Here is a 13402-nt window from a genome sequence, read left to right as displayed (position 1 = left end):
CGTGTTTTTCAAGCTTGGTCGTGCACACATTAAGTATATATGCACATACTGCAAAGTTAATTACTTAACTTCTGCAGTTGCACCAACAGCTTCGAGCTTAGCTTTGAGCTCTGCTGCTTCGTCCTTAGAAACACCCTCTTTAAGAGCTGCAGGAGCAGACTCTACAAGAGACTTAGCTTCTTTAAGTCCAAGACCGGTGATAGCGCGAACTTCTTTAATTACTTTGATTTTCTCGCTACCAGCAGAAGCAAGAATTACGTCGAATTCAGTCTTCTCTTCTACAGCTTCAGCAGCTACACCAGCAGCAGCAACTGCAACAGGAGCAGCAGCAGAAACACCGAATTTCTCTTCGAACTCACCGATCAACTCAGAAAGCTCAAGAACAGACATGCCAGCGATGAAATCAATTACGTCTTCTTTAGTTACAGCCATGATAAATACCTCGTTATAGTATATTTTATTCCGTTAAAAAAATCAGGAAATTACTTTCCTTCTTGTTCCTTCTGATCTTTAAGAGCCTGGAGTCCGTATACAAAAGTACGTGGTACACCAGAAAGCACGCGAACAAGACCGGTAGGTACATTGTTCCAGGTAGAAAGCAACTGACCCAGAAGAACTTCTCTGGATGGAAGCTTAGCAAGTGCCTCTAAACGATCTACACCAATTTTCTCGCCCTCAAGAGCAGCAGAACGAATAACAAACTTTTCATGACCACCAGCGAACTGGGTAAGTACCTTTGCAGGACCAACAGGGTCTGAGTATGAAGTTATTACAGCAGTGGTACCAGTAAAGTCATCCGCAAGGACAGCAGTACCAGTTCCATCAGCAGCTCTTTTGAGGAGAGTATTCTTGGCAACTCGAATCTCCGAATCACAGCCTTTCAGTTCAATCCTGATTTGCTGTAATTCTGATACTTTCAAGCCGCAATAGTCAGCGACAACAGACAACTTCGCCCGACCGAAAGAATCATTCAGTTGGGAGACGAGTGCCGCTTTATCATCACGATTCAAAGTACTCCTCCTTTAGAATTTTAAGGTTTCCGATATTCGAATCAGCAGCTACAAGAGTAGCAGGGAATAAACCCCACTAAACCGGAATAAAAATTCTGGTATTCATCTCGGCAGGACGCTTTTGCAAGCGATTAAACTTCCGTACCCGCTGTCTTCGACTCAACAACTACAAAAAAAATTACTTCTTAACAAGTGCACGAAGGTAAACAGGATCAACCTTCACACCAGGTCCCATGGTGGAACTAATGGTAACACTCTTAAGATAAACACCTTTACTAGAAGATGGTTTTAACTGAATTATTTTCTCGATAAATGCAAGGGCATTTGCAGTAAGTTTCTCATTACCGAAAGAAATTTTACCAATACCTGCATGCAAAATACCAGCTTTTTCAACTTTAAAATCAACCTTACCGGACTTGATCTCTTCGATGACTTTAGCAACATCAAAGGTAACAGTTCCAAGCTTTGCATTTGGCATCAAGTTACGGGGTCCAAGAACTCGACCAATTTTACCAACTGTACCCATCATATCAGGGGTAGCAACGGTCTTGTCGAATTCAAGCCATCCGCCTTGAATCTTTTCTACCAGGTCATCTCCACCAACAAAATCAGCACCAGCCTCTCTTGCTTCGGCTTCTTTAGCACCTTTTGCAAAAACAAGTACGCGGGTTACTTTTCCGGTACCGTGTGGCAAAACGACAGAAGAACGAATCATCTGATCTGCGTGACGTGGATCAACACCAAGCTTTATTGCAATGTCAAAGGTCTCATCAAATTTTGCATAAGATGTTGCCAAAACATGACCTACAGCTTCTTCAAGAGTGTACACCTGCTGTTTGTCAAAGCTTTGACTCTTGTTACTATAATTCTTGCCTCTTTTCGGCATATTGGCCTCCTACTCTGAACAGGAACTCGTCCTGCCGGCAGTATTTGTTAAGCTCAAAAAATGAAATTTATTACCGAGCTTCGTACTTCACCATCCCCTTACGGGAATGCGATTCCATCAAAATGTCTACTACTCAACTACAGTGATACCTGCGCTGCGTGCAGTGCCTTCAATAATAAGCATTGCAGCATCAATATCATATGCATTGAGATCTGGCATTTTAATCTCTGCGATCTCACGAATCTTCTCTTTGCTAATTTCAGCAACACGCTCACTCTTAGGATTACTGGAACCCTTGGTGATATTAGCAGCCTTCATAAGAAGAACAGCTGCAGGTGGTGTCTTTGTAATGAAACTGAAAGAGCGATCTTGATAAACAGTGATAACTACAGGAACAATGGTATCACCCATGGATTGTGTCCTGGCGTTAAAGCCTTTACAGAATTCCATGATGTTGACACCGTGCTGTCCAAGTGCAGGTCCGACAGGAGGTGAAGGATTCGCCTTACCTGCTGGTATCTGCAACTTGATGTATGCCATCGCTTTTTTGGCCATTGTATTACCCCAACTAAAAACAATTATCAAAAAACAACAGAATCCAGCATTACGCTAGATTCCAACCTCCCCATATAACCCGGGGAAACAATTAGGTGTTAGTAACCTGAACGAACTCAAGTTCTACAGGCGTTTCCCGACCAAAGATCGAGACCATTACGCGTACACGCCCTTTATCAGGAAATACTTCGTCAACCACACCTTGAAAATTAGAAAAAGGCCCATCTATGACGCGAACATTTTCGCCAACATCAAAGATAACCTTTGGACGTGGTCGCTCAGAACCTTCCTGAATTCGCCCTATGATCTTTGCAGCTTCTTCATCAGACAGAGGCATTGGATTTCTATCATCGCCCACAAACCCAACAACGCGCGGCATGTTCTCATGAACGGTGTGCCACGTTTCGTCAGTAAGTTCCATGTTGATAAGCATATAGCCCGGGAAAAATTTCTTTGACGAAGTTTTTCGCGAGCCTTTTACCATCTCAACAACCTGTTCAGTCGGAACAAGAATATCACCGAAGAAATCTTCGAGACCATCCTTTTTTATCCGGTCTTCCAGGGTAAGCTTAACCTTTTCCTCAAATCCTGAATGAGCCTGTAATATGTACCACTGTTTTGCCATGAATATCTCTACTTTCTCAGATTTAAGGTTACTCTAATAGCAAGCACCAAGTCGCAGCACCTGCGAAACTAACCAAGAACGTAAGAAACGATTTCACCTAGAATAAAATCAACAGAACCAAGGTACAGCGATATAGCCCCAGTTAATACCACAACTATACCAGCCAAACCAAGAGTCATTTTCTTGTCTGGCCAAGCTATTCTAAAAAACTCGGTTTTCACGTCAAGAAAAAACTGTTTCACAATCGCAGGAGAAAGCTTTACATCTTCCTTCTCTTTAGAATTAACAGATTTCTTGATTTTGTTCTTCGCTTTAGCTGCCATATTTACAAACCCGCCTTTTACTGCAGATCAAAAAAGAACCACACCCTTTACGAAAAAAAGACCACAATAAAACATGGCAGGCCAGGAGGGACTCGAACCCCCAGCATCCGGATTTGGAATCCGGCGCTCTACCAATTAGAGCTACTGGCCTGCACAAGAATTACTTGGTCTCTTTATGTGGGGTATGAACCCGACAAAAGGGGCAATATTTATTAAACTCAAGCTTATTAGGAGTTTGCTTCTTGTTCTTTGTGGTGGTGTAATTACGACGCTTACAGGTACCACAAGCCAAGGTTACTATATCTCTCATTTAATTTTTCCTATTAAAAATTTGCCCTATTTAACGCTTAAATCAAATAGGGCAACAAAAACCTATTAGCGACTACTAAGCAATGATCTCGCTAATTACGCCAGCACCTACGGTTCGTCCACCCTCACGGATAGCGAAACGGAGACCAGCATCCATTGCGATAGGAGTAATAAGCTCTGCTTCAACTGCTACGTTATCACCAGGCATAACCATCTCGATACCCTCAGGAAGGGTTACGATACCGGTAACGTCAGTTGTTCTAAAATAGAACTGTGGACGATATCCGTTAAAGAATGGAGTGTGACGTCCACCTTCGTCTTTACCAAGGATATAACACTCTGCCTTGAACTTGGTGTGAGGGGTAATGGTACCTGGCTTAGCAAGAACCTGACCACGCTCAATATCTTCACGCTTAACACCACGAAGAAGTGCACCGATGTTGTCGCCAGCCCGACCTTCGTCAAGAAGCTTACGGAACATCTCTACACCTGTACAGGTGGTTTTAACGGTATCTCTAACGCCAACGATTGCAACTTCCTCGCCAACCTTGATGATACCACGCTCAACACGACCGGTTGCTACAGTTCCACGACCGGAGATAGAGAATACATCCTCAACAGGCATAAGGAAAGGCTGATCTACATCACGCTCTGGCTCTGGGATGTAAGAATCAATCTGGTCCATAAGTTCCCAGATACATGCTGCCTTATCTTCATCTTCTGGATTCTCAAGAGCGAGAAGCGCAGAACCATGAATAAAAGGAACATCATCGCCAGGAAACTCATAATCGTCGAGAAGCTCACGAAGCTCCATCTCAACAAGCTCAATAAGCTCATCATCATCAACCATGTCGCATTTGTTAAGAAATACAACCATGGCTGGAACGCCAACCTGACGAGCAAGAAGGATATGCTCACGAGTCTGAGGCATAGCACCATCTGTCGCTGCAACAACCAAAATCGCACCGTCCATCTGAGCAGCACCGGTAATCATATTCTTGATATAATCGGCATGACCAGGACAATCAACGTGAGCGTAGTGACGATTAACAGTCTCATACTCTACGTGAGCGGTTGCGATAGTAATTCCGCGCTCTTTTTCCTCAGGAGCCTTATCGATATCACTGAAATCAGTGAAACTGGCTTGTCCCTTAGTAGACAATACGCGGGTGATAGCAGCAGTCAAAGTGGTTTTACCGTGATCGATGTGACCAATTGTTCCTACATTGACATGCGGCTTTGTCCTTTCAAATTTTTCCTTTGACATCTTCCTGTCTCCTCAGGCCGTTGAAAAAAGTTCCGACTTTTTTTCTTGTTCTTTGTGGAGCCCACAACCGGAGTTGAACCGGTGACCTCATCCTTACCAAGGATGCGCTCTACCAACTGAGCTATGTGGGCAACTAACTATTTAAAAAAATGGAGCGGGAAACGAGACTCGGACTCGCAACCCTCAGCTTGGAAGGCTGATGCTCTACCAATTGAGCTATTCCCGCTTGCTATACAAAATCGAATGGTGGAGGGGGAAGGATTCGAACCTTCGAAGGCTGAGCCGTCAGATTTACAGTCTGATCCCTTTAACCACTCGGGAACCCCTCCACACGATGACACCTTGAAAGGTGACACATATACACACTCTCTGCGTACTTGTAAAGCATTTTTTTTATACAAACTTGGAGCTGGCGATGGGACTTGAACCCGCAACCTGCTGATTACAAATCAGCTGCTCTTCCAGTTGAGCTACGCCAGCCTGTGGGAACGAGAATATACATGCCTTCCGTCTTATATGCAATGCTTTTTTCACATCTTTCTTCTTTTATTTTCACCACCAAGCCCCATCTCTTTGAATCTACGTAAAACATCAATATTATAAAACTAAAGAGAGGCAATAGGCAAACAAAAAAAAAGGCTACCTTCCACCAGAGAAGATAGCCCCAAAACAGATCAGTAAAGAGATAAATTATTGATCTAAAGGATTTTTGGCAAAAACACTTTCACGATAATTATCAAAGGTCATTGCCGCTGTCCGGAAAACAATATGGGCAAACTTGGTGTATGGCAAGTACAAGAATAGCATAAAAATAGAGACCAAGTGCAGAAAATATACAATATAACCGGCAATAGGTATCCCCATCCAGCGAAGCACCTCGGCACCGATACCCGTTACCCCAACCGCGGCAATCTCCCAGAGAAGAAACCAGTCATAAAAGGTAGGCATGGTTTTATCCTCGCGCTCGGACCTCTTTCTATTAGCCCACAGTACGGCCAGGCCAAAGATCATGGCGATGGCAGAGACGTTTGCCAACAACTTAAATGGATCGGTAAGCGGCAATGGCCCATGCAGGGCGGGCCAGAAAAGGCCGAGGACATCATTTTTCAACAATGACCAACAGGTAACAATAAAGAGTCCGGCAAAGGCATACATAAGAGGAAGATGACCTCGGGTCCTTGTCTCGTTAATATTACACTCTTTAAAACGCTTATGGGTAACAATTTCTTTAGCTGCAGGCCACCACAGTTGAGTAACAAACTGATAAATGGATGGCTTAAAGGCTCCATTAATACCGGCATTAATACTCATCTTCTTCCAAAACCGATAAACACCCATTCCAGCGGAAAAGAGGCCTATGCCCAGGGCCGGCACCATAATTGCGACAATAAAGGCAATATTTTTTGCATACCAATGAAAATTCCAAGTACCAAAAAATTGCTGATAGCCGTGCAGGGCAAACTCCTCCTTACTGGGAAGATGCACCCCGGAAACGCCAATAAGACTTGAGGCGAGCCACATAAGAAGAATAACCACCACGGGCAGGGCAACCAGAACGGGTAGTCCCTTGGCGGTGGAGGCAAGCTTGGCCAAGGGTCCGGGCCAACCATACTCTGTATAGGCCCAGGAACGAATAGCACTAAGAACATCACCCGGTTTTGCCCCCCGTGGACAGCCTGCAGTACAGTCCCCGCACTGATGACAAAGAAAAACATCGGGATCGGCAATAAGCTTCTCCTTCAGACCCCACTGGGCCCAGATCATCTCTTTTCTGGGAAAGGGTTTACCGTCCTTTGACAGCGGACACATAACAGAGCAGGTTGAACACTGGTAGCACTTTTTCAGGGTATCGCCACCGGCCTGTTTGAGATGCCTGATAAAATCTAAATCTGGTTGAACATTCATAGTCTCCTCCTATTCTATTATCAAAACGTATAAAAGTTTTATAAGCAATTATGTAGAAAGCCGTGGCGACCTAATCACTACGGCTTTTTGATAACAGAGGCTAGAAACCCTTAAATGGATTTGGCCCCATCTCAACAATCTCTTCAACGAAATCATTAATAAGTTTGGGCACCTTATCAAAATCGGTAATAGCGATCTGCTCAGAGACACAACGTTCAGACTCAAGGCCCAGACTTGAAAGAGTATCGCCGATATTTTCCATCCGCTTCTGGGCAATTTCAGAGCCCTTAACAAAGTGACACTGATAATCGTCACCATAGGCACAGCCCAAAAGCATTATCCCATCCATTCCCGCTGAAAGAGCATCCCGAACCCAGGCCATATTAACCGAGCCCAGGCAACGAACAGGGATAAACCGAACCATATGACTTATACCATGACGTCTCATGCCGGACATATCAAGGGCAGGATAAGCATCATTTTCACAGACAAAGACCATAATACGGAGACGATCATCATCATCTTCCGGCACCTCTATGGATTTAATCATAGAGCCGATCATATCTATATTATAGTCCTTAAAGCCGATAATACGTTCGGGACAGGCACCCATACAGATACCACAACGACGACAGCGAGTTGGATTTGGCAGCGGAGTTCCCTTTTCATCATCATCTAAGGCGCCAAAAGGACACTCCTCGGTACAACGTTTACACTGGGTACAACGTTGCATAAAAAACTCAGGATAGGTCGCATCACCGGAACGAGGATGAACAGAAACACCACGGTCAGAGGATTCTATACACTGAATGGCCTTAAGGGCAGCGCCCGTTGCATCATCAATGGTCTCCTCCATGGTCTCCGCCTTACGCACACCACCACAGGTGTAAACGCCGGTACGACGAGTCTCATAAGGAAAGCAGATAAAATGGGAATCAGCATAACCATCAAAGAGGTCGAGATCAGAAAAGGCAGGACCCTGACGATAGGCCAGATTAATACTGCTGTCATGAAGGGTTACAGGCTCCATACCGGCGGCCAGAACAACCATATCAACGTCAATACTGACATCTTCTCCCAAAAGGGTCTCTTCAATATTCACCCTCAGGCCTGCACCTTCCTCATCCACTCCGACAACAGAGGCCTTGGTCATAAAAATACCGTCATTCAACTGGGCATTCTTATAAAAGAGCTCCATCTGTCCAGGAGTACGCATATGCTGATAGAGGATATAGGCCTTGCCATCAACGTTGTCCTGACAGACATACTGCGCCTGCTTCAGGGCAACCATGGAGGTTACGGAGTTACAGTAAGGAAAATCATCATCGCTATCTTTTCCGCCCGGGCTCTGAACAAAGGCCACATTGGCAGGAACCTTGCCCTCCTTGGCAATTTTTTCAAACTCGGCATTGGTAACCACATTTGTAAGTTTTCCATAGCCCAAATGCTCGTACTGAGAAACATCGGCAGGAGTCCAGCCCGTGGCTAGAACAACAGAACCTACCAGAGTAGCATTCTCGTCAACGGCGGTATAGACCTGTAGCCCCTCATTGGGGTTTTCCATCTCGCCCTTGTCAATAGCATCCTGCTCATCAACGGCAACCTTGGCAGGCGCATCCCACTCAGTCTGAGTTCCGACATCCTTAAAAGAGACACGGAATGCTCCGGGAGCACCACCAATACGAGCTACCTCCGTTGCAAGCTTCACCGTAATTTTATCATCTGCGGTAACGGCTGCAACCAGGGCATCGGCGGGGTTTTCTTCCAAATCAGTCCAGGGAGCCTTGGATGGAAAAGATTTTCTCCAACCAAGGGCCTTGCCACCAAGCTGGGCCTCTTTTTCCACCAGAAGAACCTCATAACCCGCAGCAGCCGCCTCTTTTGCCGCAGTAAGGCCGGCAATACCACCACCCATCACCATCACCGTTTTAGTGATGATCTCCAGATGAAATGGATCTGCCAACTCCGTCTTTTGAGCCCGGGTACAGGCCATTCTCATATAATCTTCGGCAGTTTCCTGCAAAAAGGCCACGGCCTCTGCATGGGGTTCCTCACCCTCTGCAGGCTTAGCCTCGGACCAAACAACCTGCTCACGAAGATTTGCCCGAACGGTAATCTTATCTTTACCAAAATTAAATTCACCAGTCATAACCCGAGGTGAACAGGCACCGACCACAACGGTATTAGTTCCTGCTGCAATATCTGCCTCGATAAGGGCACGCCCTGCCGCCCCGCAAAGACACTCATGGGTTTTACACTCCATGGACATCTCACCGGAAACAACTCCCGCGAGAGCCTCCATATCAAGGGCATCACCAATACCACAACCAGAGCATAAATATGCACAATATGACTTATCCATTAATTCGACCTCCTGGAAATCTGAATTGCCTTTAGGGCAGCTGCCGTGGATGATTGAGTGGTGGTCACAACATCTACGGGTTTTTTCGCGCATCCCGCAGCAATCATGCCCTTATTAAAATCGCTTATAATAAAGCCATTACTGTCCACTTCCAGACCAACAGGCGCTCCCGTAGCAAAAGATGGCTGCATACCCGTTGCCAAAACAACCATATCAACCTTCTGATTTTTCTTATTACCGGTCAGGGCATCCTCCGCCACCACGGTCACTCCACCGTCTGCCTCGATAATAATATCAGCTACCTTACCCTTGATAAAGGTTGCCTTCTCATCGGCCATTCGTTGTTCACGAAATTTTTCGTATTTACCAGGAGTCCGCAAATCAATATAAAAGACATATATTTGAGCATCTGGATACTGCTCACGCACATAGGTCATATGCTTGAAAGTCGCCATACAGCACACAGAGGAACAGTACTCAAGATGATTTTCATCACGAGAGCCGGCACATTGAACAAAGGCAATGGACTCTGGTTCCTTATTATCACCGGGACGAAGAATTTTGCCGGAGGTGGGACCATTAGGAGAGGCCATTCTCTCAATCATCATATTGGTGACAATTGCATCTGATTGACCATACTTCAGATTATCCATTTTAGCTGGGTCATAGGGATTCCAACCGGTGGCCCAAATAATAGAACCTACCTGAATAACCACTGTTTCAGGCTGCATATCAAGATCAACAGCGCCATACTTACAGGCAGCAACGACAGCTTCGGCACCGGCTGGACTGAGGGCATCCTTATCAATCACATAGCGACGAGGAAAAGCCATCTCATGGGGAAGATAGGCGGCCTTTCTCATATCCATGCCAAAGTTAAACTCATTGGCAACCTCATCCGGACAGGCTGCGGAACAGGCGCCACAGGCTGTACAGTTACTATTCACATAACGAGGGGCAATTTCGAGGGTCACCTCATAATTACCGGCCTCGCCCGTGACAGACTTCACCGTTGTCATGCTATAGGTACGAATACCTCGGTTTTCTTTCACCCGGCGAAAGTTAATCTCAAGACCACAACTTGGGGGACAAAGCTTTGGAAAATACTGATTAAGTTGGGATACACGTCCACCAAAACAAGGACTTTTCTCAATAAGAAAAACATCATTGCCGACTTCGGCGGTTTCAAGGGCTGCTGTCAGCCCACTGATACCCCCGCCTACGACCAAAACTGCACCAGAGGTGCCTTGCTCGTCAGTCATACCATACCTCCCTATTACTCTTAAAATATTGACTATTGGCACCAGATTCAGCCACAGAACTCCGACTGACACCAACCGCTAAACTTTTCTGTATCTTAAGAAACGCCATACTACTTTTTCTGCTTTAAACGGCTACTTACAATCAATTAGCACGCCTAAAGCAAAAAAAGAAATGATAAAAAAAATCTCCAAGGACACGAGGATCCTTGGAGATTTATACCTCACATCATGCTAGGCACTATCTCGCCACATTAAAGCCAGGGTTCGGTTTCAATAATATTGAGACACTCAACCTTCTCACACAACCACTCTTTGGTTTCTGGATTGAAGGTAGAGTTAACAAAACACTTCCAGTTCTCATCATCCACATTCGGAAAATCAGAACGATAATAGAATCCTGGATAACGAGACTCTTTACGGAACTCAATGTGACGAATATGAGTTTCAACACACCAGATACGGTGGTAGTTCTCCCAACAGCGGAGAAGCTCATGCAAATCGCCGGCAGCCATCTTATCAGCATCTTCACGAAGAAGAAGAAGAAGATCAAGACAGATGTTCAGAAGTTTACCGGAAGTCATATAGTATGTAGCAACGCCACCACCATACTCATCGGTAGCCTTCATAAGACGCATCATCAAACCTGCAGGTTTGCAGTAGTTAGGATTAACGTCTGCTGCAGTAGAAGCACCTACGTGCTCATTATAAAGTCTCACTGGAGCATAGATCTCATCGGCAATTTCCTGCGGAGTCTGCATAAGCTCAGGAGTAAAGTCGTTATCACGACAGAACTTAACCATCTGCTTAGCAGCAATACGTCCCTCAGCATGAGAACCAGAGGAGAACTTATGACCAGAGGCACCAACACCATCACCTGCGGTGAAGAGACCGTCTACGGTGGTCATACGATTATAGCCCCACTTATACTTGTGAGAACGAGATTCATTGGCAACTTCAGGAACCCAAGCTTCATCTGGTCCAGAGGTCCAGATACCACAACAACCGGAGTGAGAACCAAGCATATAGGGTTCGGTTGGCATAATCTCAGAACCTACTTTCTCAGGCTCGATATTCATACCAGCCCAGAGACCTGCCTGACCAACGGACATATCAAGGAAATCTTCCCATGCTTCAGACTCAAGATGTTTCCAGAACTTCTTAAGAGACTTATCATCCAATCCTGCTTCTTTACGCTCATCAAGAAAGGCATTAAGGGCAACATCTGTGGCCATATAGATAGGACCACGACCCTCTTTGAGCTCTTTAATCATAAGGTGATTACGGAGACAGGTTGGAGTTACAGGAGAGGCACCATATGGCATAAACTGAGCAAGCTCTTCTTTTGCTGAATCGCCCATTGCATAATATTCGCCAAGACCATTTGCAACTTTTGCCTTAAAGAGAAGGAACCAGGCGCCAACAGGGCCATAACCATCTTTAAAACGCGCTGGGGTGAAACGATTTTCAATCATGGTAAGAGTAGCACCTACCTGAGCACACATGGTGTAGGTAGAACCAGCATTCCAAACAGGATACCATGCTCGGCCTTTACCTTCACCGGTTGAGCGTGGACGGAAAATATTAACGGCACCACCACAGGCAACCATGGCAGCCTTACAGCGAAAAATATGTACTGTATTATCACGGGTAGAGAAACCGGCCGCACCAGCGATCTGGTTTGGCTTGTTCTTATCAAGGAGAAGCTTAACGATAAAGACACGCTCAAGGATATTGTCAGCACCAAGGGCGGTAGCTGCAGGCTCTGCAACAATCGGCTTGTAAGACTCACCATTGATCATGATCTGCCACTTACCAGTACGTACTGGAGTACCACCTTCGCGCAGACTTGCAGCAGGCTTAGAACCATCAAGGTTATCACCAGCAGCATCCTTCTTCCAAACAGGAAGACCCCACTCTTCGAACAGTTTAACAGACTCATCTACGTGACGACCACAATCATAGATAAGATCCTCACGAACAACGCCCATGAGGTCATTACGTACCATTTTTACGTAATCTTCAATTTTATTTTCACCAATATAGGTGTTAATGGCAGAGAGTCCCTGGGCAACAGCACCGGAACGCTCAAGAGCGGCCTTATCGACCAACATGATCTTAAGATCAGCTGGAGCCCACTTCTTAATTTCAAAAGCGGTTCCACAGGCGGCCATACCACCACCTACGATAAGCACATCTATATCGTGCTCTACAATCTCTGGATCTACTACGGCGAGAATTTCACCTTTGGGTTTATTTGGTAATGCCATATTCAAATCTCCTGACTAAAGATTTTCTGCAAATTATATTTTTAAAAATACTGATCTGTTTTTTTAGAAAATACGGTTACTTAGGTGTTGGCAGCTCGCCTTCAAGAAGCAGGCGTTCGTCATCAAGACTGGCTCCAGCCGCTCCAACATAAGCATTTGCGGCACCCTCAGCCGTTGTACGAATAGGGAATTTGAAGCGCTTCAGGGCACCGTTACGAAATTTAACGGTCCACATAATAGAATCAGCACTTCTCATGGGATGAACTTGTCCGCCCATTGGTACGAAATCATCGTATCCGCGGACAAAAATGGCTCCTTGGGGACAGATCTTAACGCATGAGTAACACTCCCAACATCCATCAGGCTCTTGATTATAAGCTTTCATTGAAACTTTATCTAAAACCATCAGGTCATTCGGACAGATGTACATGCACGCGGTCTTATCGCCACCTTTGCAACCATCACATTTGGCAGGATCTACATAACTTGGCATTAAACTACCTCCTCAGCTTGTTTTAACTGTTGCGGCTCCAATAATTTGGCTCCTACTTAAACTATACTAAAACTAGTACTGGTGGTGGGCTCTCTCTAACACAGATGCCTGTCAAGGCTGGTTCATGTGCTTCGAGTA

The 13402-nt window shown here is 45.4% G+C and carries 13 protein-coding genes and 5 tRNA genes; all 18 read right to left on the bottom strand.

Features of this window, described 5'->3' with window-relative positions:
* Nucleotides 1-60 precede the first annotated feature (60 nt).
* The 18 genes from rplL to aprB all read right to left on the bottom strand — a co-directional run bounded on the left by rplL (nt 61) and on the right by aprB (nt 13264).
* Nucleotides 61-432, bottom strand: a complete 372-nt coding sequence (gene rplL, locus DP_RS05625; protein WP_011188359.1) for a 50S ribosomal protein L7/L12 — start codon at nt 430-432, stop codon at nt 61-63.
* 50 nt (nt 433-482) lie between these two features.
* Nucleotides 483-1010, bottom strand: coding sequence for a 50S ribosomal protein L10 (rplJ, locus tag DP_RS05620; protein ID WP_011188358.1), 528 nt, complete (start codon nt 1008-1010; stop codon nt 483-485).
* A gap of 178 nt (nt 1011-1188) precedes the next feature.
* Nucleotides 1189-1896 (bottom strand): 50S ribosomal protein L1, encoded by a 708-nt coding sequence (gene rplA / locus DP_RS05615; RefSeq protein ID WP_011188357.1) that lies wholly within the window; start codon nt 1894-1896, stop codon nt 1189-1191.
* Nucleotides 1897-2025: 129 nt separating this feature from the next.
* Nucleotides 2026-2451 carry a 50S ribosomal protein L11 gene (gene rplK, locus DP_RS05610; protein WP_011188356.1) on the bottom strand — a complete coding sequence of 142 codons (426 nt, stop codon included), beginning with the start codon at nt 2449-2451 and terminating at the stop codon, nt 2026-2028.
* A 91-nt stretch (nt 2452-2542) separates the two neighbouring features.
* Nucleotides 2543-3076, bottom strand: coding sequence for a transcription termination/antitermination protein NusG (gene nusG / locus DP_RS05605; RefSeq protein ID WP_011188355.1), 534 nt, complete (start codon nt 3074-3076; stop codon nt 2543-2545).
* A 68-nt stretch (nt 3077-3144) separates the two neighbouring features.
* A complete protein-coding gene (gene secE / locus DP_RS05600; protein WP_011188354.1) occupies nt 3145-3399 on the bottom strand; it encodes a preprotein translocase subunit SecE in 255 nt (84 codons plus the stop codon).
* A gap of 74 nt (nt 3400-3473) precedes the next feature.
* A tRNA-Trp gene (locus DP_RS05595) sits at nt 3474-3550 on the bottom strand.
* A 9-nt stretch (nt 3551-3559) separates the two neighbouring features.
* Entirely contained in the window at nt 3560-3709 is a 150-nt protein-coding gene (gene rpmG / locus DP_RS17365) for a 50S ribosomal protein L33 (RefSeq protein ID WP_083818936.1), read from the bottom strand.
* A 75-nt stretch (nt 3710-3784) separates the two neighbouring features.
* The gene (tuf, locus tag DP_RS05585; protein ID WP_011188352.1) at nt 3785-4975 is read right to left on the bottom strand and encodes an elongation factor Tu; all 1191 of its coding nucleotides are present in this window, start codon (nt 4973-4975) and stop codon (nt 3785-3787) included.
* Nucleotides 4976-5030: 55 nt separating this feature from the next.
* Nucleotides 5031-5106, bottom strand: a tRNA-Thr gene (locus DP_RS05580).
* A gap of 19 nt (nt 5107-5125) precedes the next feature.
* Nucleotides 5126-5201 (bottom strand) — tRNA-Gly (locus DP_RS05575).
* 18 nt (nt 5202-5219) lie between these two features.
* Nucleotides 5220-5304 (bottom strand) — tRNA-Tyr (locus DP_RS05570).
* A 75-nt stretch (nt 5305-5379) separates the two neighbouring features.
* Nucleotides 5380-5455 (bottom strand) — tRNA-Thr (locus DP_RS05565).
* Nucleotides 5456-5665: 210 nt separating this feature from the next.
* Nucleotides 5666-6880, bottom strand: a complete 1215-nt coding sequence (gene qmoC / locus DP_RS05560) for a quinone-interacting membrane-bound oxidoreductase complex subunit QmoC (protein WP_011188351.1) — start codon at nt 6878-6880, stop codon at nt 5666-5668.
* A gap of 100 nt (nt 6881-6980) precedes the next feature.
* Nucleotides 6981-9242 carry a hydrogenase iron-sulfur subunit gene (locus DP_RS05555; protein ID WP_011188350.1) on the bottom strand — a complete coding sequence of 754 codons (2262 nt, stop codon included), beginning with the start codon at nt 9240-9242 and terminating at the stop codon, nt 6981-6983.
* Nucleotides 9242-10504 (bottom strand): CoB--CoM heterodisulfide reductase iron-sulfur subunit A family protein, encoded by a 1263-nt coding sequence (locus DP_RS05550; protein ID WP_041277675.1) that lies wholly within the window; start codon nt 10502-10504, stop codon nt 9242-9244. The genes DP_RS05555 and DP_RS05550 overlap by 1 nt, the downstream gene beginning before the upstream one ends.
* Before the next feature lie 251 nt (nt 10505-10755).
* Nucleotides 10756-12771, bottom strand: a complete 2016-nt coding sequence (gene aprA, locus DP_RS05545; protein WP_041277674.1) for an adenylyl-sulfate reductase subunit alpha — start codon at nt 12769-12771, stop codon at nt 10756-10758.
* Between the two features lie 76 nt (nt 12772-12847).
* Nucleotides 12848-13264, bottom strand: a complete 417-nt coding sequence (gene aprB, locus DP_RS05540) for an adenylyl-sulfate reductase subunit beta (protein WP_011188347.1) — start codon at nt 13262-13264, stop codon at nt 12848-12850.
* Nucleotides 13265-13402 lie beyond the last annotated feature (138 nt).

The organism is Desulfotalea psychrophila LSv54, assembly GCF_000025945.1.
GTDB classification, from domain to species: Bacteria; Desulfobacterota; Desulfobulbia; order Desulfobulbales; family Desulfocapsaceae; genus Desulfotalea; species Desulfotalea psychrophila.
The sequence above is the reverse complement of the archived record's forward strand: the minus strand, read 5'-3'. Positions and strand labels throughout refer to the sequence as shown.

Bases quoted from the DNA above. Each gene is read 5' to 3' on its own strand.
- tuf (WP_011188352.1), bottom strand. From the start codon at position 4,975: ATGTCAAAGGAAAAATTTGAAAGGACAAAGCCGCATGTCAATGTAGGA.
- rplK (WP_011188356.1), bottom strand. From the start codon at position 2,451: ATGGCCAAAAAAGCGATGGCATACATCAAGTTGCAGATACCAGCAGGT.
- qmoC (WP_011188351.1), bottom strand. From the start codon at position 6,880: ATGAATGTTCAACCAGATTTAGATTTTATCAGGCATCTCAAACAGGCC.
- rpmG (WP_083818936.1), bottom strand. From the start codon at position 3,709: ATGAGAGATATAGTAACCTTGGCTTGTGGTACCTGTAAGCGTCGTAAT.
- DP_RS05555 (WP_011188350.1), bottom strand. From the start codon at position 9,242: ATGGATAAGTCATATTGTGCATATTTATGCTCTGGTTGTGGTATTGGT.
- rplA (WP_011188357.1), bottom strand. From the start codon at position 1,896: ATGCCGAAAAGAGGCAAGAATTATAGTAACAAGAGTCAAAGCTTTGAC.
- secE (WP_011188354.1), bottom strand. From the start codon at position 3,399: ATGGCAGCTAAAGCGAAGAACAAAATCAAGAAATCTGTTAATTCTAAA.
- DP_RS05550 (WP_041277675.1), bottom strand. From the start codon at position 10,504: ATGACTGACGAGCAAGGCACCTCTGGTGCAGTTTTGGTCGTAGGCGGG.
- aprA (WP_041277674.1), bottom strand. From the start codon at position 12,771: ATGGCATTACCAAATAAACCCAAAGGTGAAATTCTCGCCGTAGTAGAT.
- nusG (WP_011188355.1), bottom strand. From the start codon at position 3,076: ATGGCAAAACAGTGGTACATATTACAGGCTCATTCAGGATTTGAGGAA.
- aprB (WP_011188347.1), bottom strand. From the start codon at position 13,264: ATGCCAAGTTATGTAGATCCTGCCAAATGTGATGGTTGCAAAGGTGGC.
- rplL (WP_011188359.1), bottom strand. From the start codon at position 432: ATGGCTGTAACTAAAGAAGACGTAATTGATTTCATCGCTGGCATGTCT.